Annotated in this window: 20 protein-coding genes and 1 pseudogene; 8 read left to right on the top strand and 13 right to left on the bottom strand. The window is 68.9% G+C overall.

Features of this window, described 5'->3' with window-relative positions:
* Positions 1-120: 120 nt before the first annotated feature.
* From M1L60_RS24840 to M1L60_RS24815, 6 genes are read left to right on the top strand one after another with little or no spacing between them, the layout of a single operon-like run.
* Positions 121-1,545: a site-specific integrase gene (locus tag M1L60_RS24840; protein WP_253239906.1), complete on the top strand. Its 1,425-nt coding sequence runs from the start codon at positions 121-123 to the stop codon at positions 1,543-1,545.
* Entirely contained in the window at positions 1,542-2,270 is a 729-nt protein-coding gene (locus M1L60_RS24835; RefSeq protein ID WP_253239905.1) for a hypothetical protein, read from the top strand. The genes M1L60_RS24840 and M1L60_RS24835 overlap by 4 nt, the downstream gene beginning before the upstream one ends.
* A gap of 22 nt (positions 2,271-2,292) precedes the next feature.
* The gene (locus M1L60_RS24830) at positions 2,293-3,264 is read left to right on the top strand and encodes a hypothetical protein (RefSeq protein ID WP_253239904.1); all 972 of its coding nucleotides are present in this window, start codon (positions 2,293-2,295) and stop codon (positions 3,262-3,264) included.
* A 16-nt stretch (positions 3,265-3,280) separates the two neighbouring features.
* Positions 3,281-3,520 carry a hypothetical protein gene (locus M1L60_RS24825; RefSeq protein ID WP_253239903.1) on the top strand — a complete coding sequence of 80 codons (240 nt, stop codon included), beginning with the start codon at positions 3,281-3,283 and terminating at the stop codon, positions 3,518-3,520.
* A gap of 39 nt (positions 3,521-3,559) precedes the next feature.
* Positions 3,560-5,416: a site-specific integrase gene (locus tag M1L60_RS24820; protein ID WP_253239902.1), complete on the top strand. Its 1,857-nt coding sequence runs from the start codon at positions 3,560-3,562 to the stop codon at positions 5,414-5,416.
* Complete coding sequence (locus tag M1L60_RS24815) at positions 5,413-5,814, top strand: hypothetical protein (protein ID WP_253239901.1); 402 nt, start codon at positions 5,413-5,415, stop codon at positions 5,812-5,814. The genes M1L60_RS24820 and M1L60_RS24815 overlap by 4 nt, the downstream gene beginning before the upstream one ends.
* A 168-nt stretch (positions 5,815-5,982) precedes the next feature.
* On the opposite strand, the gene M1L60_RS24810 is transcribed toward M1L60_RS24815, so the two are convergent.
* The 4 genes and pseudogenes from M1L60_RS24810 to M1L60_RS48340 form a co-directional block, all read right to left on the bottom strand.
* Positions 5,983-7,644, bottom strand: coding sequence for a hypothetical protein (locus tag M1L60_RS24810; RefSeq protein ID WP_253239900.1), 1,662 nt, complete (start codon positions 7,642-7,644; stop codon positions 5,983-5,985).
* 158 nt (positions 7,645-7,802) lie between these two features.
* Positions 7,803-8,729, bottom strand: coding sequence for a DUF402 domain-containing protein (locus M1L60_RS24805; protein ID WP_253239899.1), 927 nt, complete (start codon positions 8,727-8,729; stop codon positions 7,803-7,805).
* A 77-nt stretch (positions 8,730-8,806) separates the two neighbouring features.
* Positions 8,807-9,805, bottom strand: a complete 999-nt coding sequence (locus M1L60_RS24800) for a hypothetical protein (RefSeq protein WP_253239898.1) — start codon at positions 9,803-9,805, stop codon at positions 8,807-8,809.
* A 111-nt stretch (positions 9,806-9,916) separates the two neighbouring features.
* Positions 9,917-10,165 (bottom strand): annotated as a pseudogene (locus M1L60_RS48340) (helix-turn-helix domain-containing protein); the annotation flags it as partial.
* Positions 10,166-10,355: 190 nt separating this feature from the next.
* Here M1L60_RS48340 and M1L60_RS24795 point away from each other — a divergent pair.
* Positions 10,356-10,580 (top strand): hypothetical protein, encoded by a 225-nt coding sequence (locus M1L60_RS24795; protein WP_253239897.1) that lies wholly within the window; start codon positions 10,356-10,358, stop codon positions 10,578-10,580.
* On the opposite strand, the gene M1L60_RS24790 is transcribed toward M1L60_RS24795, so the two are convergent.
* The 3 genes from M1L60_RS24790 to M1L60_RS24780 are packed head-to-tail and all read right to left on the bottom strand — an operon-like array spanning position 10,527 to position 12,770.
* A complete protein-coding gene (locus tag M1L60_RS24790) occupies positions 10,527-11,675 on the bottom strand; it encodes an FAD-dependent monooxygenase (protein WP_253239896.1) in 1,149 nt (382 codons plus the stop codon). The genes M1L60_RS24795 and M1L60_RS24790 overlap by 54 nt on opposite strands.
* Positions 11,672-12,307 (bottom strand): sigma-70 family RNA polymerase sigma factor, encoded by a 636-nt coding sequence (locus M1L60_RS24785; protein WP_253239895.1) that lies wholly within the window; start codon positions 12,305-12,307, stop codon positions 11,672-11,674. The genes M1L60_RS24790 and M1L60_RS24785 overlap by 4 nt, the downstream gene beginning before the upstream one ends.
* Before the next feature lie 7 nt (positions 12,308-12,314).
* Complete coding sequence (locus tag M1L60_RS24780) at positions 12,315-12,770, bottom strand: carboxymuconolactone decarboxylase family protein (protein ID WP_253239894.1); 456 nt, start codon at positions 12,768-12,770, stop codon at positions 12,315-12,317.
* A gap of 125 nt (positions 12,771-12,895) precedes the next feature.
* On the opposite strand from M1L60_RS24780, the gene M1L60_RS24775 reads away from it, so the two are divergent.
* Entirely contained in the window at positions 12,896-13,363 is a 468-nt protein-coding gene (locus M1L60_RS24775; RefSeq protein WP_253239985.1) for an RrF2 family transcriptional regulator, read from the top strand.
* Between the two features lie 58 nt (positions 13,364-13,421).
* Here the strand turns inward: M1L60_RS24775 and M1L60_RS24770 are convergent, their stop codons facing one another.
* The 6 genes from M1L60_RS24770 to M1L60_RS24745 all read right to left on the bottom strand — a co-directional run bounded on the left by M1L60_RS24770 (position 13,422) and on the right by M1L60_RS24745 (position 18,684).
* Positions 13,422-14,243 (bottom strand): molybdate ABC transporter substrate-binding protein, encoded by an 822-nt coding sequence (locus M1L60_RS24770; protein ID WP_253239893.1) that lies wholly within the window; start codon positions 14,241-14,243, stop codon positions 13,422-13,424.
* 92 nt (positions 14,244-14,335) lie between these two features.
* Positions 14,336-15,040 (bottom strand): lytic polysaccharide monooxygenase, encoded by a 705-nt coding sequence (locus tag M1L60_RS24765; protein WP_253239892.1) that lies wholly within the window; start codon positions 15,038-15,040, stop codon positions 14,336-14,338.
* A 77-nt stretch (positions 15,041-15,117) separates the two neighbouring features.
* The gene (locus M1L60_RS24760; RefSeq protein ID WP_253239891.1) at positions 15,118-15,954 is read right to left on the bottom strand and encodes a class II fructose-bisphosphate aldolase; all 837 of its coding nucleotides are present in this window, start codon (positions 15,952-15,954) and stop codon (positions 15,118-15,120) included.
* The gene (locus tag M1L60_RS24755; RefSeq protein ID WP_253239890.1) at positions 15,951-16,856 is read right to left on the bottom strand and encodes a 1-phosphofructokinase family hexose kinase; all 906 of its coding nucleotides are present in this window, start codon (positions 16,854-16,856) and stop codon (positions 15,951-15,953) included. The genes M1L60_RS24760 and M1L60_RS24755 overlap by 4 nt, the downstream gene beginning before the upstream one ends.
* Entirely contained in the window at positions 16,853-17,767 is a 915-nt protein-coding gene (locus M1L60_RS24750; RefSeq protein WP_253239889.1) for a DMT family transporter, read from the bottom strand. Before M1L60_RS24750 ends, M1L60_RS24755 begins: the two co-directional genes overlap by 4 nt.
* Positions 17,764-18,684, bottom strand: coding sequence for an N-acetylglucosamine kinase (locus tag M1L60_RS24745; RefSeq protein ID WP_253239888.1), 921 nt, complete (start codon positions 18,682-18,684; stop codon positions 17,764-17,766). Before M1L60_RS24745 ends, M1L60_RS24750 begins: the two co-directional genes overlap by 4 nt.

Here is an 18,684-nt window from a genome sequence, read left to right as displayed (position 1 = left end):
CTACGTGTTGCGTGACCGTACGTTGCATTTAGAAGGGCTCCCGTGAACAGGCATTGGCAGATACACAGGGTGACAGGTACGCCGCTCGGTGTCCCGTCGCGGCTCACTAAAGTGGAAGGGTTGGAAGGGCTCGCGGGCCGCGAGCAGGCGGTGGGCATCGAAGCGGGATCGTTGTTCTTCACCGATCCGGACTACCGCGTCGATCCACGGCTGACGCGATACCTGACGCGCAGCAGCTTCGCGTGGCTGGCGACGGAGACGCGGAGGAACTACGCGACGGACTGTTGCCTGTTCTTCGACTTCCTCTGGTCGAGGGGCAAGAACTGGGACGAGGCCTACGACGATGACGTGTGGGATTTCCAATACTGGCGTCGATGGTCGCCGCGCAATCCCCGGCTGATCGGCGGTAGCAAGTGGAACCGCGAGTTGGCAGCGTTGACCCGGCTCTACAAGTGGGCGGTCAGCCAGGGGGTCATGGTGAAGAGCCCGGTGACCGAGCGGGTCCGAGTGAGCCGGGCAGGCGAGCCGGTCTCGGTGCCGGTGGGTCGGGCGCATGAGGTGCGCTCCAGCAACGTCAAGTGGCTCACGCCGCGCGCGTACCGGTTGTGGCGCGATGTGGGACTGCGTGGCTACGCGGCCGATTCGCGGCGTGATCCGTCGTGGCGTGGCCGCAACGATGACCGCAACGCCGCGTACGCCGATCTGCTGTTCAGTTCGGAGCTGCGCCGTGGTGAGGGTGCCTCGATGCTGACGATCGAGGTCCCGACGCTAGCCGAGGCGACCCATCGGTACGCCCGCGGCCAGCTGGGCCGAGAGGTCACCAAGTCCAGGAGAGCCAGGACCTTCTACGTCTCCGCCGACGCTATCGAGGCCATCGACGCGTACGTCGGCACGACCCGCCGGGCAGCGGTCCGACGGGCCCAGGCCGCCGGCCGATACCAGGCGATGTCGGATCATCGGGTGGTCATGCGCAGGTCCGGGTGGCGTCGGACGACGCTGCACTGGGTCGACGACGATGGGCAGGCGGTGCAACGCAGCCTGGACATGATCGGTGTCGAGGACCGGCTGCGGCTTTTCGTCCGCGAGGAAGACGGGCTGGAGCCGTTGTGGTTGTGGCTATCCGAGGATGGAACCCCGTTTCGGCCGCACTCCTGGGAGGCGGTCTATCGCGCCGCGTCGCAGCGCTGCCAGGCGGTGCTGGCCGGTCGGGTGGCGCAGCCGCCGTGGTTCACACCGCACATGGCCAGACACAGTTTCGCCCTGCATATGCTGGTGGTGCTGCAGCACGCGCTGGACCGCCGGTTCGGTCTGAGCCCGGAGGAACGCCGGGCGATGCGTGAGCTCTACGGCGACGTCTGGGGCCTGGTCCGGGACATGCTCGGGCACGCGAGCGAGGAGACCACCCGCAACATCTACGCCGCGCCCGTGGCCGACTTGCAGATCAGGTCCCTGCTGCTCGAGGAGCCGGCGGAGGACACCACCGAGGCGCTGGCACAGCTGGCTCGGCTGTCGGGCCGGGTGCTGGATACGGAGGTCGGGCCGTGAGCCGCGGACGGCCGGCAGCGCGGCCAGGCGACTCTGCCCAACGGCCGCACGTCCTTGACCCGGCCAGGCTCGTGGTCACCCATCTCGATGAGAGCGACCAGCGCCGTGTCGAATACGACTTCGCGGTGCTGCCGTTGCGCCCGGCGATGGCACGCAGCCTGGCGGAGCGGTTCGGGCAGTTCGCGGGGCCGGGCGGCACGTGGCGGTCGGTGAACAGCAGCCGCTGGGCGTTCGACATGCTGCGCCCGTTCGCGCAGTTCTTGGCCGAGCGGCGGCCTCCGCCGGAGGACCTGCCCGACGTCACGCCGGGGATGTGGGCGGCGTGGCGGCTGGCCACTGGTGAACGGCAGGGCCGACTGTTGAAGTTCACGGCGGGTTTCCTGCGCGGGCATCCGCGACTTCCACAGAGCACCCGAGACCTGATCATGCGGCGACTCCCGGCGGAGACGGTGACCGAGACCGCGTATACCGCGCAGGAGTTCGACGCGATCAAAGGGCACGCCGCGCGGACGTTCCGCACCGGGCTGCTGCGGATCCGAGCCAACGTCGAGCATCTGCAGCGGTGGCGGGCCGGCGCGTTCGAAGAGTCGACCCCGCAGTGGCGCTTGGCTGCCCTGCTGGATCACATCGCCCGGACCGGCCAGCCACCGACCTATACGGCGCGGAATGGCCAGGAACGGATCCGGCATGCCGACACGGTCGTGCTGGGCGGGGTCTCGGGCTGAGACTACATGGGCCAGGTTGTTCATGACGCCCGCCGAGGCCAGGGCGCTGCTGACGCTGATGCTGTGCACCTACGGCTGGAACGCCGGCTCGATCGCCGAGCTCGACATCCCGCAGATAGTGTCTGCAGAGTCCGACGGCCCGGTGGTCTATCGCGTCGAGCTGCACAAGCGGCGCCGCCGCGCCCCGCATCGGTACGAGAGCCGCAATCTCACCGACTGGGGAGCCGGCTCGCCGGGCCGCCTGATCAGCGAGGCGGTGGAGGCGACCGGCCCCGGGCGGGCGGCGCTGGCGCTGGCCGGCACCCCGAGCAGCAGGCTGATCGTCTGGCACACCCGTGACAACCCGGCCGCGACGGTGAGCATCCAGTTCGCGGGTGCCCTCGAGCAACTCGCCGGCAGCAAGACTCGCGGGGACGACCGGCGGGTGCCGTTGGGCCGGGGCAGCATCAAGGTGAACCTACGGCGGCTGCGTAAGACGTTCGTGCTGGCCAACCAGCCGGACCTGATTCAGCACAGCCGCGACACCCGGGACCGCGTCTACGTGCTGCCCGATCCGCGCACGAAGCATGAGACCCGGGACGCGATCGAGGCTGGCGTCAACGATGCGGTCGCGTTCGCCCGCGCGCAGTTCCGCGCGGCGCTGCGCCGCGCCGAGACGGATCCGGAGGGCGACACCGCGACGGCCACCTGTCGGGACTACCACCACAGCCCGTTCAGCGAGCACGGCACCGGCTGCCGCGCCTCGTTCCTGCTCTGCTTCATCTGCCCCCACGCCGTGATCACTCCACGCCACCTGCCCCGGCTCGCGCTGCTGCACCGATCGCTGGACGATCTACGCGCCGTCCTGCCGGCCGACGAATGGGCACGGGATTGGGACGTGCACCACCAGCGGCTGACCAGCATCAAGCAGGCCCCGGATTCACAGCGGCTGAGTGGGACGACGCCTTGGCCGCAGCGACCGACGACGACCGGCAGATCATCGAAGACCTGCTGACGACGGGGTGGTAGGCGTGAGCACCGCAGCGCACCAGCTCACCCAGGCCTTGCCACACCCCGAAGAGCCGGTGATCGACCCCGAGAGCGTCCCGCTGGCCCAGCGGCACCTGATCCCGCGCTTCGGTGACCCGCGGTGGCCGATCGCGCCGTTGTCGCAGAATCCATCGGCGGCGAGCCAGAACATCATCTGGAATCGCATCCCGCCCCGGTTCCGGGACAGCATGCGCGCCGCCGCCTGGGTCATGTTCCGCTAGGCGCTGCCGGATGCCCTGGTCGCCGGGCACAACAACCTGATGGTGACCAAGCCCAGCATCGCGCTCGCCTTCCACACCATCGCCGCCTGGCGGAACTTCGCGATCTGGGCCGACCAACGCGGCATCAGCACTTTGTCCGACGTGCGGGCCGCCGACATGGCCGACTACATCCGCCAGGAGATCCGTCGCGGGCTGGCCCGCGACACCGCCAAAGGCGCGCTGGTAGCGCTGAGCCGACTCCACTACTACTCCACCCTGCACCTACCAGCCGAGCACCAGCTCGCCGCGCCGCCCTGGCTGACCGACGGCATCGACGACTACCTGCCCGCCGGATCCGCCGGCGGCGAGAACACCACCGACGCCATCAGCCCGGACACCATCGGGCCCCTGCTGATCTGGGCACTGCGGTTCGTCGAGGACTTCGCCGACGATATCCTCACCGCCTTCACCGAACAGCAGCAACTGCGCCACGCCACCAACGCCAGGACCGAAGCCGCCGCCGGCCACGACGCGTTCGCGAGGACCGAGGAGTTCCTCGATGACCTGCAGCAGCGGGGACACCGCATCCCGTCCCGCGGCCGCAACGGCGGGCACGAACAGACTCACCCCGCGCTGTTCCTCGCCAGCGTCACCGGAACCCTGGTACGCCAGGCGAGGATCGTCCTCAAACGCCCACGTTGGGTCGCGGCCGCGGCAGCCAACCCTGGGCCGTGCTGGCTGACCACCCCGGCGACCGCGACGATAGCCGGCACCCCTTGGCAGCCAGGGTTCGACTTCTACGCCATCGACGCACTCCACCGGCACCTGGTCGCGGCATGCTTCGTGGTGATCGCCTACCTGACAGGTATGAGACCGGCCGAGGTCCTCGCCCTGCGCTCCGGATGCTGCCCGGAACCCGACGACACGACATCCGACGCCGGCCCGCGGCGCTACCTGATCAACGGCAGGATGTTCAAAAACGCCCGGGACGACGACGGCGTCCACCAGTCGGCCGGACGGGACCGCGACACCCCATGGGTCGCCATCCCGCCGGTGGTTCGCGCCATCCGAGTCATGGAACGCATCGTCGGCGACGGCGACCTGCTGTTCGAACGCGACACCCCCTACTCGAACCGCACTCCGAATCCCGGACGATCGCTGACCCACACGACCGCCGCCCACCGGATCGAAAAGCTCATCACCTGGGTCAACGAGTACGCGCAGGCGAACGAGCGGCCCGCCGAGGCGATCCCGCCCGACCCCTCCGGCGGCACCGGGATCTCACGGTTCAGGCGCACCCTGGCCTGGCACATCGCTCGACGCCCCGGTGGCCTGGCCGCCCTGGCCGTCCAGTACGGCCACCTGCGGACGATCGTCAGCGAGGGGTACTCCAGCCGCTCCCGCGACGGCATCGACAAGCTGCTCGACATCGAGACCGCCCGCGACATCGCCGAACGCCTCAGCGACCTGGATGAGGCCATTGACCACAATGAAGGGATCTCCGGGCCAGCCGCCCGGCGGCTCGTCGACGCAGCGGCCCGCGCGCACCACCGCTTCGGCGGCATCATCACCACCCACCGCCAAGCCCGAGCCCTGCTCGACGACCCCGGGCTCACCGTCTTCGAGAACCAGCGGTCTTTCCTGCTCTGCAACTACGCCCGCGACAAGTCGCTCTGCCACCCGGGCCGCGCCAGGACCGACACCCCCAGCCTGGACCGCTGCCAACCCCGCTGCGCCAACATCGCCCGCACCGACCACCACGCAGCCCAAATGCTCCAGCACGTCAGCCAGCTGCGAGCCCAAGCGGGCGCCATGCCCACCCCACTGGCCGACCGCCTCCGCGCCGAAGCTGAAGCACTCACCGCCCGAGCCCGTCAGCACCTCGACGACCGGATCAACGACAGGGCGACTCCATGACCAGCGAACACACCGCCGAACGCGACTCGATCAAGGCGGCAGCCTCCAGGCTCCTGACCGGAACCCCACTGCGCTCGAACGGAGCGCTGACGGTCGTCGCCCTCGCCGAGGAAGCCAGCGTCAAGAGGCACGTTCTGACTCATCGCCATACCGACCTCAAAGACCTGTTCTACGCCCAAGTTCGCGCCCAAGGCCAAGTTCCCGACAGCGAGCGCCGACTCCGACAAGAACTCGACACGACCAGACGCCAGCTGGCCGAAGCCAACGAACGCATCAAAACTCTGGAGAACGACAACGACGCGCTCGCCCGCATCGTAAATGTACTTGCCGCCGAGAACGCACTGTTTCGCGACCAGCTCCAGAGCGCCTCATCTGCGGTCGTCCGGCCTCTTCACTAACCACGCCGCCAAATTGATGTGTTGATCGGGAAATTGAGAATCCTGCTTTCGTCCCGTGTCACAGAAAAGGATCAACCGGCGCCCGGCGAAATGACATTCTCAGCATAGGACAACAAGGACCAGGCGGCATGCCCGAAAGCTCAAAATATAGTTCGAATTGCTCAGACCCTAGTCAAGGGAGTCCAGAATGAATACCCTCTGAGGGGAGCCGAGGGAGATAGTTTTCACACCAACAAGGCCGGTGTCAATAATCAATGAGGGGGCCGGATTTCCGAATGTTACTCGCGCGGGCTCATCTATGTACAGGCGCCAGAGTACAACGACACCCCAGCCCGCGCCGTCTTCGGAGAAATCGAGGTCGCCGCCAGTCATTGCCATGCCGACGAATGAGATGAGACCGTAATTGATACGGACACCGGAAAAGTTCTGAATTCCTCCAGCCATGCGCGAGTCAAGAAAATCAACGAAACCCGCAGGCCGGTAGGAGTTGTGGTAGATATGTGGAACTAGCAGCTCGTCCGGATCTGCGGCCTTGAGTTCAGCTAGCCAAGCTTCATCAACCCGCTCGTATTTGTAGGCCCCAAAGACGGCCCCCGTCCAGTTCACCTTTCCGCCATCGATCCGGGAGCCCCTGAAATACAGCGTTCCAATAGTTATGTAGATCTCGCTGAAGTCAACTTCTCCTCCAGTCATCCGAAACCCTGAGAACTGCTCCGTCGCTGCGTGCCACTCCGCCTGAGAATAATCCAGCTTCCCGCCCTCCATGGCAGCGCCGCTCAGGTCCACGAGCGTAGGAAACTTAACCGGGCGCGTCGAAGAAAGCCATTCTTCAGTGGTGATATAGTCCACGGTTAGGTGTTGTGTCCCGGCGAAAGATACCTCACCAGAACGTATCACTGACCTCCGGAGCGTAATGAGCGGCGGCGACGACTCGCTGAGCTCCAATCGCGAGTGATCGAAACTAACCTTCCCGCCCAGATCCGCAGCGTCGATTGATATCGAGCCGCCAAGCAACTGACTGCGGTCGAATTTGATGATTGAGTCACTGTCTACCAATATGCCATCGAGCAAAATCACTGCGCCGGAAAGTTGGATCTCCCTGAATGAGAGCGTCGCGCCATGTAGCTCGGCTCCCGATAGATCGATAATACCGGCGTCCGCCTGCAGCCAGTCGAACGAAAGTCCAGAGCCTTCAAAGTGGGCTCCGACGAATAAAAGCGTGCTTCCTTTGAGTGCGATTCCATCCAGCGACCCACCGTCGAAATGTGTCCCGGAGAAGTTAAAGGTGTGGCCCCACCACGTTGCGGGCGCACCGCTTGTGAGGCGTGTTCGGATCAGCTCAATGATGAGCACCCCTAGACGCCTCTGCGCGTCTGCGTGAGTCGGGCTAGTTGTTCCAGGGCCTCGAACATGGTCGCAAAGGATGTCGATGCACTGCTGCCGCCCGTCCGGCCAGTCGTCAGCGACGGCTGCCAACTCGCGTGCGCCGGCCGCGGCCTTTCCAATATTTGACGCGCTCAGCCGTTCAACTGCCGTGTCATACCGCGCGTGGAGACGTTTCTCGGTCTCCTGTTTTGAGGCAGCGAGCCTAGCTTCGTTGTCGGACCGGAAAGACGCACGTTTTTCGGCGACCGTGACCACCACGAATGCGACGGCGAAGACGGCACAGACCATCCAGGTCCAGCGCGGGTCACCGGTCCATCGCCGCAGCGTTGCAGGAACAGCGCTGGATGCCAGGTTTGTTGCCACGGCCAGCAACGCAGAGATCGCGGCACCGCCACCAGCGAATATCGTAATCGTGCGATTGTGTCTCGATCCATCGCCAGCCATGTCCCGATGATGACAGAGCGTGGTAGCGGCGTGCCTCCCCAGCATGGTGCGGCTTCCCCGCCAGGCTCCGCAAGCCAAGCTCTTCAGAGCGCGCCTGCGAGAGCGTCGACTCCTGCCGCGACGGTGAGCGGCTCTTAGCTGGGCAGCGCTACCTGCGCTCACGCACTTCGCAACACGGCCAGAGTTGACAGGGAAAGCCACGGCGCGGAGATCGAACTGGTGGCTCGGCCGTCGGGGCCACGCTGGGTGACAACGACATCATTGGCGTACGAGGCCTCGACACTGACCCCGTCCGGCGCGAACAAGTGCCGCGGAACCGACGCGAACGCCGAAGTCACCCGCGGGTCGGCGACCCACCCACTGGCGACGAGTTGCTCCACCAGACCGCGACGAGTCTGCTCGACGACGTCGTCGGGCACCTCTTTCGTCACAGAGGATGCCAGATCCTGCATGCCCTCGGGTAGCACCGGAAGCGCCCAATCGTCGGGTACGGGCCAGCCGGTCCAGTCCTCGGCCAGTGGCCCCTGTCCGGCCTCGGCGAAGGCCATCGCTCGTTGCCGGGCGGCCTGCACACGTTCGTCCTCGGCCTCGGAGACCAGGCCGCCCCGGCGGATCTGCTCGTACTCGTCCAGGTCCTTCCACCGCCAGCCTCCGGCCGGGTCGGCGACAAGATCGAGCAGCAGGTCGAAAGTGTCGATGCCGTCCGGGGTGCGTCGCACCGGACGCTCAAAGTTGATCTTCCGCAGTGGCGGGCCACCAGCGACGGGTAGGTAGGCCTGAAGGTTGAAATCCGGATCGATGCCTACCCAGGTCACGACGACGGTGTCGCGCCAGACCCATCGGCCGAGCTCCCATCGGCCGCTGACCAGATCAGCGACCGCATCCTGACGGGCACGCTCGACGCCCTCGGTGAACCACCTGATCCAATGAACAGGAGTGAACCCGGCCGTCCCGGGCCACGTCACCAACACCAGCCGGTCGCCGTCATCGGCCAGCACACGATGCGGGGCCGCGGTCCAGATCCGGCCGCTGAGCACGTCGCGCCGGACCACCGTCGACCCTGGAATGAAAGGTTCGAATCCCATCGCGGACCATCCGTTCCCTGCTCCGCAGGAGATGCGTTCAACCAGGCACCGGTGCCGCCGGGGGAGAGGGACGCCGCCTACTCGACGCCGATCCGGGTGGCCAGGGCGCGGAGTCCGGCCGGGGTCGGGCATGGGGCATAGAGCAGCGTGCTGATCAGCTCGCGGACGGCCGGGCGGTCGACCTCTTCCGGTGCGCTGGCGTCCGCGGCGAGCAAGGCGTGAGCAGCTCGGTCCGGTCGGCCGTGGTGGTTCCAGGCGCGGGCGGTGTCGACGAGGAAACGAGCGTGTCGTTCGGTCGTCGGCAGCTGCGGGGATTCCACCGAGGCGGCGTGTTTCAAGGCGATGCCGGTCTCGCCGAGGGCGGTGTACACGCCGACGCCGTACACAGAGACGGTGCTGGAGTTGAACGGCAAGATCCCGTGTCCCGCGGTTCCGTCGATGCGGGCGGCTGCTCGTGCCGCCTCTTTCATATAGGTGTCAGTTGTGGCTCGGTCGCCCGACTGTGCCGCTGTGTAAGCGGCGGTGCACAGCAGGCTTCCGTAGGCGCCGATGACGTCGGCGGCGGGTTGCGCGTGGTCGGCGTCGAGCTGGTCGGCCGCGGTGGAAAGCAATTGCAGCGCGCCTCCGTGGTGGCCGTCGCGGCGCATGGTGATGGCCAGGATGTGCGTCGCGGCCGTGATCGTGACCGGGTGGCCGGTCTCTTTCGCGGCGGTCAGTCCGCGGTCGGCCAGCGTCAGTGCGACCGCGTCGTCGCCGTACTTGGTGGCCAGAGAGGAACCAAGCCCGTAGGCCCGCGCCAGCATCCGCGCGAGCTTGGTGCGTTGTTCGCCGGTGGCCTGCCGGTGGGCGTTGTGCAGGGCCGACAGCAACGGCGGGAGCTGCTCGGCCACGGCCGCGTATTTCGCGCTGGTGTAGGAGCTGTTGACGGCGTCCATCGCGAGGGCGGTCCGGTCGGCCACCCACGGCGCGGCCGATGTGGAGCTGGCGAGAAGGATCGGATCGAGCTGCCCGGGGGAGCCGGTAGCGGCAGTGAGACCGACGGCTGCGGCGCCGGTCAGGAACACCCGTCGTTTCATGAGATCACCGTCCCCTCCTGCTCGCACAGTAGCGGCCGGAGGACGGGGGTGCCCGGACCTGACACGCTCGTGTCGGCCGTCCGTGCGAGCCAAACCGAGCATGTGGCCCGGGATCCCGAGTGCCTGGGACAACCGGCGCCGCACACTGATGTCGTGCAGTGGCGCCTGGCCGTGCTCGAGCCGGGACACCGCGGACGCGGAGTATCCACACAGGCGGCCGAGCTGTGTCTGTGTGAGTCCAGCGGCCCGCCTGACCAGGAGAACAACGGCGCCCGGATCGTCACCGCGGACAGCCGTGATCAGCGCAACGGACGTCCAGACCGGATGGTCCGGCGGGAGCGGCGCGGCGGCAACCTCCATACCTCTACGGTAACTATTTGTAGTGATCCATGTGCGTCGTGATTTGCCGGGTTCGCAAAGCGTTGCCGGGCCACGCACATTCCCTGTCGCTGCTCCCCTCCTGTGCCGCTTGCTGGAGGCAGCCCACGGGACGGCACGGCGGCACCGAACGCTCGCCGACCCGATCGAGTGAACGACAGGAGGACCACACATGTCTGTCTCGACGATCAACGCCGAGCGCGCCGGACGCTCCCTCATCCCGGCGACCCTGTTCGACCAGGCGCTCGCATCCCTGATTGCCGCCGTCAGTGCGACACAGCCGCTCGTTGAGATCGGCTGGCACACCTGCATCCTCTACCTCGCGGCTGCTTTGACCACGCGGCTAGCGGCGGGCGGGGGTTCGGGGGCGGGCCAGGCGCAGCAGGGCGCGGCGTAGGGCGGCGATGAGGGGGTTCGAGGGCACGAAGAACTGGGCCTTGAGGTGGGCCAGGCGGCGGTGGCGGTGGATGAGGGGGCGCATGTGGCGTTGCCAGGAGCGCAGCGCCTGGGGGTGGGAGTCGGGGTGGCGTTCGAGGGCGTCGCCCAGGGCGACCGCGCCGATCAGGGCCGAGCCCGCGCCCATGCCCGAGAACAGGGTCAGGCACCAGGCGGCGTCGCCGATCAGGACTACGCGGCCCTGGTGCCAGCGGCGCATCACGACCTGGTGGACCGAGTCGAACAGGGCGCCGGGCTGGGCCCGTAGCTCGTCGACGACCTCGGGGACTATGCCGCCGGCCTCCAGGCCCGTGAAACGGGTGGTCAGGACCTCGCGGTGGTTTCGGCGGAAGTCGGCGCCGGGGTCGCGGGTCCGGTACGTGAGCAGAGCCGTCGGCGGGTGGTCGCGGAACGGGAAGACCCACAGGGCTCGGCGGGGCTCGACCACCATGATCTGGTCGTGGGCGTCGTACCCGGTGACCTGGTGGCTCAGGGAGAGCGCGCAGACGATCGTGTGGAACGGGCGCAGGTAGTCCTCGTCCGGGCCGAAGACCAGGCGGCGGACCGTGGAACGCAGGCCGTCGGCGCCGACGACGAGGTCGAAGTATTCGTCGTACGTTGTTGCGGCTTGCTTGTTCTGCAGGGTGACCTTGGCCGCGTTCGGGCCCTGCCAGATGGCCAGGGGGTCGGTGCCGAAGCGCACCTCGACCCGCGGGGCGATGCTCTCCCACAAAGCTTGTTCGATATCGCCGCGCAGCACGCCGTCGGGATGTCCGGGCTGGTCGAGGAAGCCGACCGTGGACCGGCGACGGCCCCGCCGGTCGACCGACCAGCTGCCGTGGACGGACGGGGTGCGCAGGTGCAGCGTGGACAGCACGCCCAAGCGGTCGGCGGCCTGCTCGGCCGGGCGGAACAGGCCGATGAAGTAGCCGCCGGTTCGCCGGCGCAGGGCGCGTTCAACGATGACCACAGTCCAGCCGAGGTCGGCCAGCCGGGCGGCGGTGGCCATGCCCGCGATGCCGAGCCCGACGACGAGAACCTTGCGTTCGCCGGTCATCGGCCGAACCTACGATCGCCCAGTGCCGTACCGGTGACGGCGAGGATCCGGAGCAGGCCGTCGACGTCGCCCGCCGTGGTGGCGCGGTTCAGGGCGCTGACCGCGCTGCGGTGCTGGGCCGCGTCGACCGGGTAGCGGGGCGCGCCCTCGGCCAGGTGGGCCCGGGCCCGGGAGACGAGCTGCCGCACGGCCAGGGGAGTGCGCCCGAGCGTCTCGGCCACTTCCTGATGGGGTACGCGGAACAGCTCGTGCAACGCCCAGGCCGTGCGCTCGGCCGGGGACAGCGTCCCGAGCACCACCCCGACCGCGGAGCTGACCGCCTCATGAAAGGCGGCCTGCTCGGCCGGATCGATGGCGGCGAGTTCGGGCAGCCATGGACCGAGTTGGCTTTCGCGACGGCGGCGGGGCGACTGCAGCACACTGAGCGCCGCGCGGGCGACCGCCACCGTGCCCCACGCGTCGACGTCCCGCACCGTCTCGCGCCGGTCGGCCCCGACCAGCCGCAGGTAGCTCTCCGAGACGACGTCCTCGGCCTCGGCGTGCCGGCCGAGCAGCGCGTACGCGATCCCGACGAGACGCGGACGGCAGCGCGTCCACGCCTCGGCGAGTTCCTGCTCGCGGGTCGGGTCCACGGCGAGCTCAGCCGCGGGCCTGCGCGGGCATCTGCAACGGGACGCCGAACCGGTTGAAGGCGTTCATCAGCGCGACCTGGACGACCAGGGCGCCGAGCTCCTCGTCGGACAGGATCTCGCGGACCCCGGCCCAGATCTCGTCGCTGACGCCGTGCTCGGTCAGTTTCGTGGCCGCCTCGGCGTACTCGAGCGCGGCCCGCTCGGCCGGGGTGAACAGGGCCGACTCGCGCCACGCGGGCAGCTGGAGGAGGCGGTCGAGCTTCTCGCCCATGTCCAGCGCGTCGTGGCTGTGCAGGTCGATGCAGTGCACGCAGTGGTTGAGTTGCGAGACCCGCAGTTTGACCAGCTCGCGGAGGGTTGGGTCGAGTGGTGAGGTGAGGATGGCCTGGTCGGCGGCGTAGAGAGCCTTGGCCGCCTGGGGCGCGGCCGTCCGCAGGTTGAGCCGGGGCGTGTGGTTGGACATGGTCGGGTGCTCCAGTCGTCGTAGCTGATCCGGCCGATCCGGGCCGGGCCTCAATTCGGATAACTTTTGTCCGAGAGTCTATTCGGATAAGCCTTGTCCGAGTCAAGTAGGCTGAGGGCGTGAAGATGTCGGGCGGGGTCGAATGGGGCCTGCACTGCTGCGTCGTGCTCAGCGGGGCGGGCGCGCCGGTGCCCGCGGCCAAGCTGGCCGAACTGCACGATGTGTCGCAGTCTTACCTGGCCAAGCAGCTGCAGCTGCTGTCGCGGGCCGGTCTCGTGCGGTCGTCGCTGGGGCAGGCCGGCGGTTACGTGCTGACCCGCAGTGCGAGCGAGATCACGGTGCTCGACGTGATCGAGGCCATCGACGGGGCCCAGCCCGCGTTCCGGTGCACCGAGGTGCGGCAGCGGGGGCCGCTGGCCACGCCGGCCGAGCGCTGCGACACCCCGTGCCCGATCGCGCGCGTCATGGCTGCGGCCGACCGGGCCTGGCGCGAGTCGCTCCGCGGAATCACCATCGCCGACCTGGTCGCCGACGTCAGCCGCACCACTCCGGCCGAACAACTCGACCGCGCCCGCGCGTGGCTGCGGGCCTGAAAGGCCGAGGGGTCAGCCACCTCAGGCGGGCGAAAAGCCGGCGTGTGCGCCTGAGGGCTCAGGCGGGGGAGAGGCCGGCGTCGGCGAAGACGTGGCGGGCCAGGGCCGAGCTCAGGAAGGCCACGAAGGCGTCGGCGCCCTTGGCGTTGGCGCCGGTGTCCGGGCGGATCGCGGTGTACTGGTCGGCCAGGCCGGTGGCCTGCTCGAAGTCGACCGCGCGGAGGTCGTCGCCCGCGGCCACGACCTCGGTGCGGTAGGCCAGCGCGGCGTCGGCGGCGCCCGAGCGGACCTGGGCCAGCGTGGCCGGGGCATCGGGCTCGACGACGGCCGGCTGAACTTCGACGGCAGCGGCGACCAGGGCGGCGCGGCTGCCGCGGCCGCACGGGGTGGTCTCGGCGCACAGGGCCACCTTGGCGTCGCGCAGGTCGCCGATCGCGGCGATCCGGTCGGCCGTGCGGGGCAGGGCGATGACGATGGGGTTGCGGGCCACGACGGCGGGCGCGCCGCGGTCGTGGGCGGCGACCATCGTGGTGGCGGCCTCGTCGGAGGAGACGAAAACGTCGATGGGCATCCCGTGCAGGACGTGCTGGGCGTGTTCGAGGCCCGCGCCGTAATCGACCGAGACCCGTACGCCGGGGAACGCTTCTTCGAACTTGGGGATCAGCTGGGTCAGCGTGTCGCGCAACGGGTCGGCCGCGTGCACGACGATCTGGCCGCCGGGTGCGCCCGAAGGAACGGGGCCGGCGCTGTGCTGATGGTGGTGCACCGCCGAGGCCGCGGCCGAGGCGGAGGGTGGCGCCGAAACTGGGGTGGCCGCGGGACTCGAGCACGCCGACATGGTCAGCGCAAGAGCGACGACGGTGAGGCGGCGAGGTGACATCGGGCTCCGCTCGGCAGCGAAAGAGACGGCGACAGCGACAGCGACTGATGCCGCCCGGCCCGAACCGGGCCGGACGGCGACGTGCGTACGGGTCAGCAGGTGCCCTTGTCGAGCCAGGCGCCCCATTCGCCGGTGGTGCCCGGCTCCTCGCCCTGTGTCCAGTACCGCGCCTGCCAGGAGCGGCCGCGGTGCGAGACGTTCATGCCGCCGGTGTAGACGGCCGACGCGCTCCAAGCTGCGCCGCAACTTGAAGGCGGAGGGGGTGGCGGGTTGGTGCCGCCGCCCCCTACGTTGACGTCGACGCAGCTGTAGAACGCCATCGGGGTGTCGTAGATGTTCCAGACGGCCAGGATCTTGTGCCGTCCGCTGGGCAGGTTGGTCAGCTGGTGGCTGAGGACCTGCGGCGGCTGGGCGTTGCCGTTCGTGAACGTCTGGTGCAACCGGCCGTCCACGTAGTACTGCCAGTTCTGCGTGCGGTGCATGGCCGTGTTGCGCCAGGTGAACGCCGTCGAGCTGCCGATCGAGGTGACTCGCCAGCCCTTGTTGTCCTCGTTGAGCACTGTGTACGCGCTGCCGCCACTACAGCTCTGCGAACCCTTGGCCGCTTCGACACTCTGGGGTTCGTACTGGATGGCGCCGCAGTTGGCGACGACGCCGGTGGCACATTGGTCCTGACGGCTGGGGGGACTGGTGATCCAGCCATGGGCGCTGGCCGGGCTCGCGGGGAGGATGACGGCGACAAGTGGAGCGGTGACGACGGCGGCCGCAAGCACGGCCAGTCTTCTGCGCAAACTCATGTCGCTCCCTTCGGGGATACGCGGGGGCATCGTCCCATTAGCGAACGTCAATACAGTTAAGTTTGTCAACAGTTAGTTCACATGGCGTTGAAGATTGCCTCTTTCTGAAGAAGCTGCAGCAAGCGGGTGACCTCGGCCCGGACGGCGTCGCGCCCGGGGGTCAGGTACTTACGCGGATCGGTCAGCTTTTCCTGGTCGGCGAGCACGTCGCGGACGGTCTCGGTCAGCACGCGGTTGAGCAGCGTCCCGACGTTGACCTTGGTGATGCCCGCGGCCACGGCCGCGCGCAATCCGGAGTCCGGCACCCCCGACGAGCCGTGCAGCACCAGCGGCACCGGCACCGCGGCCGCCAGCCGGCCGATCAGCTCGACGTCGAGCCGGGCGTCGCGGCTCGCCATGGCGTGCGACGAGCCGACGGCGACGGCCAGCGAGTCCACCCCCGTGGCGGCGACAAAGGCCGCGGCTTCCGCCGGATCCGTGCGTACGCCCGGCGCGTGCGCCCCGTCCTTGCCGCCGATCTCGCCCAACTCGGCCTCGACCAGGCAGCCGACGGCGTGACAGCGTTGCACGACGGTGCGGGTGCGGGCCACGTTCTCGTCGTAGGGCAGGGTCGCCGCGTCGAACATCACCGAGCGGACGCCCAGCGCGACGGCCTGGTCGATCAGCTCCTCGTCCTCGGCGTGGTCGAGGTGGACGGTCACCGGCACCGAGGCGGCCGAGGCCAGGCTCAGGCACGCGGTCGCGAACGGGGCCAGCGAACCGTGATAGCGCACCGCGTTCTGCGAGATCTGCAGGATCACCGGCAGCCCGGCCCGCTCGGCGCCGGTCACGATGGCCTCGGCGTGCTCGAGCAGGATCGCGTTGAAGGCGCCGACCGCCCGGCCGCTGCCTCGAAGGTCGGTCAACAAGCTCACAGTTCCTCCACGGTGACGGCGCCGAGCCAGCGTCGGCGCGCTTCGAGATCGATCTCGCCCGCGACCGGCCGCAGCACGCAGGCGGCCGAGGTCGCCACGGCGTCGGCCAAGGCGGCGGGCCAGGGGGTGCCGGCAGCCAGGCTGAGGGCGAGGGCGGCGGTGGCGGCATCGCCGGCGCCGGTCGGGTTGCCGTCGACCACCTCGGGTGTACGGGCGTGCCAGGCGCCACCGGGGGTGACGGCCACGGCACCGTCCTCGCCGAGGGTCACGACGACTGCGGCCGCGCCCAGGTCGAGCAGCCGCCGCGCGGCGGAGACCGGATCGCCGCCGCTGATCTCCGACAGCTCGGACCGGTTCGGAGCAAGCACCGCGCCGGCGCCGACCGCCATCGGCAAAGCCGGTCCGGACACGTCGATGATCACCGGAAGCGGATGGGCGAGACGGGCCAGGCGGGCCGGCAGGTCGTCGGGCAGGCCCGGCGGGACGCTGCCCGAGACCACCAGGGCGTCAGCGTGGGTCAGCTCTTCCGCCGTAATGAAAGCGATGGCGTCGGCTGTGCCGGCCGGAGCCGGGCTGCCCGGTTCCAGCAGGATGGTCGTCGGGCCGTCCGCGCCGACCACCGCGACGGTCCGCCGGACGGCCGGGAACGAAGGGATCAGGTGATGGGGCAGGCCCAGGGAGTCGAGTCCGGCGCGGAACGGGTCGGGTTCGGTGCGGGCCGCCGGGGCGACGACGATCGCGTCGCCGCCCAGTTGGCGCACCACCGCAGCCACGTTGACGCCCTTGCCGCCGGCCCTCGACCGGACAGTCTGGACCCGTACGCTGGAACCGACGGCCAACGCCGGGACCGCGTAGGTGATGTCCAGCGCCGGATTGAGCGTCACCGTGACGACGCGGGTCATCCGTCGGCCAGTTCGGCCGACTTCTCGGCGGTGTAGACCATCAGCGTCGAACCGACCAGCGCGAGCACGATGCCCGAGGTCTGCCAGCCGGACGGGATCGTCTGATAGATCGCGAGCGACAGCACGATGGTGAGCACCGGGGCCAGCGCGTTGGTGATCGGCGCGACCACCGAGGCCTTGCCGCGGCTCATCGCCATCACCAGGAACAGCGCGCCGATCGCGTTGAGCACCTGGGTCACCGCGGTCAGCGCGGGCGCCTGCCACGGGAAGCCGGTCGGGAAGCCGCCCATCAGCAGCAGCGCGACCGGGATCAGCACCAGACCGCTGATCGTCATCCAGCCGAACGTGGTCGCGTCGTTCACCCCGGCCAGGGCGGCCTTGCGCATGTAATAGGCCTGCACGCCCCAGGCGACACAGATCAGCACGGCCAGGATCAGGTACGGGCCGGCGTCGACGCCCTCGTCGCTGGGCGCGACGGAGAAGAGCACGATCGCGACCAGCGCCAGCACCACACCGATCACGGCCAGCCGGGTCAGGCGTTCCCGCAGGGCGACCAGCGCCATGATCACGGTGATGGCGGGGGAGAGGGCGATGATCGGGAAGATGATGTACGCCGGACCGATGGTCAGCGCCTTGAACAGCAACAACTGACCGCCGGCGCCGGTCAGGCCCACGATCAGCCCGTACATGGCGGCGACCGGACGGCGGTCGAACGTGGCGCCGCGCAGCGCGACCACGGCCGGGATGATCATCGTGATCGACCAGATGATGTAGACCATGCCGTCCGGGTAGCCGTACTTGCTGGTCGGCTGGCTGGAGAACGCGCCCCAGACACCCCAGAAGAGCACGAGCAGAGCGGCGTACGGGATCCAGCCGGTGCGACGTCCGGCGGCGGTGCTCAGAGAGGTCATGTGCGTGGTCCGTTCGATAGGCGTGCGGCGTACAGGGCCGCGCCGTGGTCCGGGGGGAAGAGGGGTTCGCGCAGGTCGTAGCGGCCGTCCAGGGCCTGCCGGAACGCCGCCAGCAGCAGCGGGCTGGTGAACATGCCGCCGGAGTAGGAGACCGGAATCAGTTGCCGGGTATCGAATTTCAGGACGCGGGCCTCGGCGTCGACCATGTCGGCGAGCTCGCGGCCGGCGTCGCGCAGGATCTCGGCGCTCGCGGTGTCACCGGCCTCGGCGGCCTCGCTCACGGCCGTACTCAATGCGGCGATCTGGGCCCGGTCGCCCTGCCAGCGGTTGAGCACGACGTCGACGATCTCGAGGTCGTCGGTCAGGTCGAGCCGGGCCCGCAGGATGTCGGCCAGGGGGCCGCGGGGCAGTCGCCCGTCGCCCATCCGGCTGAACGCGTTGAGGCCTCGGATGGCGACCCAGTGGGCCGAGCCCTCGTCGCCGAACAGCTCGCCCCAGCCGCCGGCCCGCGACGTGAGCTCGCCGTTCTCGCCGTACGCGATGGAACCGGTGCCCGCGACCACGTTGATGCCGTCGGCCGCGCCCAGTGAACCGGCCCAGCCGCAGATCATGTCGTTGCCGCAGCGGTACCGGTCATGGCCGAGCACGTTCCGAGGCAGAGCATCGAGCTTGGGTACGTCGGGCAGGACCTCGCCGTAGCAGGGGATCCCGAAGAATGCGTACGCGATGTCGTTCGCTTCGATGCCGGCGCTCGCGCACACCTCGGCCACGCCCTGCGCCAGCAGCGGCTCGACGATCTCGAGGCCGCTCATCAGGTAGTAGATGCTGGCCGTGCGGGCCGAGGCGACGATCGTGCCGTCCTCGTCGACCAGGCAGAAGGCGGTCTTGGTGCCTCCGCCGTCCACACCCAGGTACAT

Origin of the sequence: Paractinoplanes aksuensis (assembly GCF_024137025.1) — a bacterium.
Classification (GTDB): Bacteria; Actinomycetota; Actinomycetes; order Mycobacteriales; family Micromonosporaceae; genus Actinoplanes; species Actinoplanes aksuensis.
This window is presented reverse-complemented; position numbering and strand designations above follow the sequence as displayed.

Bases quoted from the DNA above. Each gene is read 5' to 3' on its own strand.
- M1L60_RS24830 (WP_253239904.1), top strand. From the start codon at position 2,293: ATGACGCCCGCCGAGGCCAGGGCGCTGCTGACGCTGATGCTGTGCACC.
- M1L60_RS24820 (WP_253239902.1), top strand. From the start codon at position 3,560: ATGGTGACCAAGCCCAGCATCGCGCTCGCCTTCCACACCATCGCCGCC.
- M1L60_RS24815 (WP_253239901.1), top strand. From the start codon at position 5,413: ATGACCAGCGAACACACCGCCGAACGCGACTCGATCAAGGCGGCAGCC.
- M1L60_RS24810 (WP_253239900.1), bottom strand. From the start codon at position 7,644: ATGGCTGGCGATGGATCGAGACACAATCGCACGATTACGATATTCGCT.
- M1L60_RS24805 (WP_253239899.1), bottom strand. From the start codon at position 8,729: ATGGGATTCGAACCTTTCATTCCAGGGTCGACGGTGGTCCGGCGCGAC.
- M1L60_RS24800 (WP_253239898.1), bottom strand. From the start codon at position 9,805: ATGAAACGACGGGTGTTCCTGACCGGCGCCGCAGCCGTCGGTCTCACT.
- M1L60_RS24795 (WP_253239897.1), top strand. From the start codon at position 10,356: ATGTCTGTCTCGACGATCAACGCCGAGCGCGCCGGACGCTCCCTCATC.
- M1L60_RS24790 (WP_253239896.1), bottom strand. From the start codon at position 11,675: ATGACCGGCGAACGCAAGGTTCTCGTCGTCGGGCTCGGCATCGCGGGC.
- M1L60_RS24780 (WP_253239894.1), bottom strand. From the start codon at position 12,770: ATGTCCAACCACACGCCCCGGCTCAACCTGCGGACGGCCGCGCCCCAG.
- M1L60_RS24775 (WP_253239985.1), top strand. From the start codon at position 12,896: ATGTCGGGCGGGGTCGAATGGGGCCTGCACTGCTGCGTCGTGCTCAGC.
- M1L60_RS24770 (WP_253239893.1), bottom strand. From the start codon at position 14,243: ATGTCACCTCGCCGCCTCACCGTCGTCGCTCTTGCGCTGACCATGTCG.
- M1L60_RS24765 (WP_253239892.1), bottom strand. From the start codon at position 15,040: ATGAGTTTGCGCAGAAGACTGGCCGTGCTTGCGGCCGCCGTCGTCACC.
- M1L60_RS24755 (WP_253239890.1), bottom strand. From the start codon at position 16,856: ATGACCCGCGTCGTCACGGTGACGCTCAATCCGGCGCTGGACATCACC.
- M1L60_RS24750 (WP_253239889.1), bottom strand. From the start codon at position 17,767: ATGACCTCTCTGAGCACCGCCGCCGGACGTCGCACCGGCTGGATCCCG.
- M1L60_RS24745 (WP_253239888.1), bottom strand. From the start codon at position 18,684: ATGTACCTGGGTGTGGACGGCGGAGGCACCAAGACCGCCTTCTGCCTG.